This is a genomic window from Falsiroseomonas sp. RANM36 (assembly GCF_056682175.1).
In genome coordinates this window covers 213,000-215,389 of sequence record NZ_JBWXTD010000005.1, presented here as the reverse complement: position 1 = coordinate 215,389, position 2,390 = coordinate 213,000, and the positions used below count along the sequence as shown (strand labels likewise).

Sequence of the window (2,390 nt, the reverse complement as noted above, 5' to 3'; positions counted from 1 at the left end):
GCGCCCCCCCGCCCCCCCCCCCCCCCCCCCCCCCCCCCCCGGGCCCGCCCCCCCCCGGCCCCCCCCCCCCCGCCGCGGCGGCGCCACGGCCATGCGCGCGGCGAGCAGCGCGGGCGGATCGGGCGCGCGGGCGGCGGCGGCGATCGCGGCGATGTCGGCCTTCGCCATCCAGCTCTGCGCGGCGAGCGCCGTGGCCTCGGCCGCCGGCAGGTCCGGCCGCGCCTGCCGCCAGCGCGCGCGCTGCTCCGCCAGCAGCGGGCGCGGCACGCCGAGATGCCGGCGCGGCATCAGGCGGCCGAGCACGGCCTCGGCGCCGATGACTGCGACAGGCGCGATCGGGGCGGCGGGGGGGGCCGGCCCCCCCGCCCCCCCCCCCCGCCCCCGGGCCCCCGGCCGCGCGTCTGCGCCGCCATCGGCGCCGCCGCCATCGCCAGGCCGAAGCAGGGCGCGAGGGCTGCGAAGAAGAGGTTCATCCCGAGCGTCGCCGCCGCCAGCTCCTGCGTGCCGAGGCGCCCGAGGAACACCGTGTCGGTCAGCGTCAGCGCGAATTGCGTGAGGTTGGTCAGCACCAGCGGCCAGGCGAGGACGAGCATCGCCACCGCCTCCGCCCGCCAGGCGGAAGCGTCGCGCGCGGCCAGCGGGCGGGCGAGGCTTTCTTTCATCGCGCCCCTCTAGACCGCCGACGACGCAACGACATCTGCCGGCCGCGCGGACCTGCCTGGGCGCCGCGCATGGGGCGGGCTAGAAACAGCCGCGTATGCCGGAGGATACGACCCGATGCAGCGCCGCCACCTGCTTGCCGCTCCCGCGTTCGTGACCGCCGCGGCCCTCGCGCCCGAGGCCGCCGCCCAGGCGCCGCGCATCGTCACCGAGGAATTCATGGTGCCGACCCCGACCCAGGGCATCGAGGTGTTCCTGCGCAGCAAGCGCCCGGAAGGCGCGCAGGCGACGCCGGGCCGCACGCTGCTTTTCGTCCACGGCGCCACCTATCCGGCGCACACCGCCTTCGACCTGCCGCTCGCGGGCGTGTCCTGGATGGACTACATCGCCGGCCGCGGCTTCGACGTGTGGTGCCTCGACCTGCCCGGCTACGGCCGCTCCACGCGGCCCGAGGCGATGAGCCAGCCGCCGGAGGCCAACCCGCCGCTGGTGCGCGGCGACCAGGCGGTGGCGGCGATCGGCGCCGCTGCGGCCTTCATCCGCCAGCAGCGCAACGTGCCGCGCATGCAGATGATGGCGTGGTCCTGGGGCTGCTCGCTGATCGCGCGCTACGCCACGGAGAATGCCGGCGCGGTGGAGCGCCTGGTGCTCTACGCGCCGCAATGGCTGCGCGAGGGCGCGAGCCCGGCCTCGGCCGGCGCCAATGCGACGCTCGGCGCCTATCGCATGGTGACGCAGGCGCAGGCGCGGGAGCGCTGGATGAACGGGGTGCCGGAGGCGGCGCGCGCCGGCCTGATCCCGCCCGGCTGGTTCGAGCACTGGGCCGGCGTGACCTGGGCTACCGACCCGGACGGCATGCGGCGCAATCCCTCCGTGTTGCGGGCGCCGAACGGCGTGCTGCTCGACAGCCGCGAATACTGGCAATCGAGCCGCCCCTACTGGGACCCGGCGAAGGTCACCGTGCCGACGCTGCTGGTGGTGGGCGAATGGGACCGCGACACGCCGCCCGCCATGGCCACCACCATCTTCCCGCTGCTGACGGCCAGCCCCGGCAAGCGCTGCGTCCTGCTGGGCGAGGGCACGCACACCATGCTGATGGAGCGCAACCGCGGCGCACTCTATCAGGCGGTGCAGGTCTTCCTCGAGGAAGCGGCGGCCGGCTGAAATCTTCTCCATGCGGGCGCCCCGCCCGGGGCGCCGTCATTGCGCGGCCTGCGGGCGATGCCCGAGGATGGCGCGTGCCGGATCGGTCCGGCCGAGTCTCGGGAATTGCCTCCATGCTGCTGCGCCGCTGCCTGCCCGCCGCTGTCCTCGCGCTCGCCCTCGCGACGCCGGCACTGGCCCAGGACCCGTCCTTCCGCCTGAACAACCGCTCCGGCACCACGATCAACGAGGTCTATGTCTCCTCGGCGAACGACAATTCCTGGGGCCGGGACCTGCTCGGCCAGAACGTGCTCGGGCCCGGGCAGACGCTGGTGATCCGCCTGCCGCAGGGGCAGTGCCTCAACGACATCCGCGTGGTGCTCGCCAACGGCCAGGCGAATGAGCGCCGGCGCGTGGATACCTGCCAGATCACGGACTACAACATCCAGTAGGTTTGGCGCCCTCAAACGCGTCGTGCCGGAGGCACGCCTTCGGCATGACGCGGGGGGGGCCCCGCCCAGGCTGAGCGGCCCCCCCAGCCCCCCCGCGGCCCGGGGGGGAGAATGGCGCGGGGGGCCGGCGGCGGC

Annotated in this window: 4 protein-coding genes; 2 read left to right on the top strand and 2 right to left on the bottom strand. The window is 75.6% G+C overall.

The window, feature by feature from the left end; translation table 11 throughout:
• Together AC1MIR_RS18955 and AC1MIR_RS18950 are read right to left on the bottom strand one after the other, a co-directional pair.
• On the bottom strand, positions 1-303 hold a 303-nt coding region (locus AC1MIR_RS18955), incomplete at its 3' end, for a hypothetical protein (protein WP_480029746.1).
• A complete protein-coding gene (locus AC1MIR_RS18950) occupies positions 288-662 on the bottom strand; it encodes an MATE family efflux transporter (protein ID WP_480029745.1) in 375 nt (124 codons plus the stop codon). The genes AC1MIR_RS18950 and AC1MIR_RS18955, both read right to left, overlap by 16 nt.
• 115 nt (positions 663-777) lie before the next feature.
• Here AC1MIR_RS18950 and AC1MIR_RS18945 point away from each other — a divergent pair, with 115 nt between their 5' ends.
• Entirely contained in the window at positions 778-1,824 is a 1,047-nt protein-coding gene (locus AC1MIR_RS18945) for an alpha/beta hydrolase (protein ID WP_480029744.1), read from the top strand.
• 113 nt (positions 1,825-1,937) lie between these two features.
• Positions 1,938-2,255, top strand: a complete 318-nt coding sequence (locus tag AC1MIR_RS18940) for a hypothetical protein (protein ID WP_480029743.1) — start codon at positions 1,938-1,940, stop codon at positions 2,253-2,255.
• Positions 2,256-2,390 lie beyond the last annotated feature (135 nt).

Bases quoted from the DNA above. Each gene is read 5' to 3' on its own strand.
- AC1MIR_RS18950 (WP_480029745.1), bottom strand. From the start codon at position 662: ATGAAAGAAAGCCTCGCCCGCCCGCTGGCCGCGCGCGACGCTTCCGCC.
- AC1MIR_RS18945 (WP_480029744.1), top strand. From the start codon at position 778: ATGCAGCGCCGCCACCTGCTTGCCGCTCCCGCGTTCGTGACCGCCGCG.
- AC1MIR_RS18940 (WP_480029743.1), top strand. From the start codon at position 1,938: ATGCTGCTGCGCCGCTGCCTGCCCGCCGCTGTCCTCGCGCTCGCCCTC.